This window comes from Pseudoalteromonas sp. GW168-MNA-CIBAN-0100 (assembly GCF_040309225.1).
Lineage (GTDB): Bacteria > Pseudomonadota > Gammaproteobacteria > Enterobacterales > Alteromonadaceae > Pseudoalteromonas > Pseudoalteromonas arctica.
Map to the genome: position 1 here is coordinate 1 of NZ_JBEOOL010000334.1, position 317 is coordinate 317.

Genomic DNA, 317 nt, shown 5'->3' on the forward strand with positions numbered 1-317 from the left:
TGACCCCGACACCACTGAAGCGAGTTATATGCAGGTTATTTACTCTAAAACCGCTAAGCTATTTGAAGCCGCGACAGGCCTTGCGGCCATTATTACTGAGCAAAACCAAGCCACGCTTGATGCGCTTAACCTATACGGCATGCATTTAGGTACTGCGTTTCAGCTCGTTGATGACGTACTTGATTACAACGCAGATGCAGATCAATTAGGTAAAAATATTGGTGATGATTTAGCCGAAGGGAAACCAACTCTGCCGCTTATTTATGCAATGCAACATGGTAATGAGCAGCAAACACAGCTGATCCGTGACGCTATAG

At 45.1% G+C, this 317-nt stretch carries 1 protein-coding gene; it reads left to right on the plus strand.

What is annotated here, in order from left to right; all coding sequences use genetic code 11:
- On the plus strand, positions 1 to 317 hold a 317-nt coding region (locus AAEY62_RS21365), incomplete at both ends, for a polyprenyl synthetase family protein (RefSeq protein ID WP_350636385.1).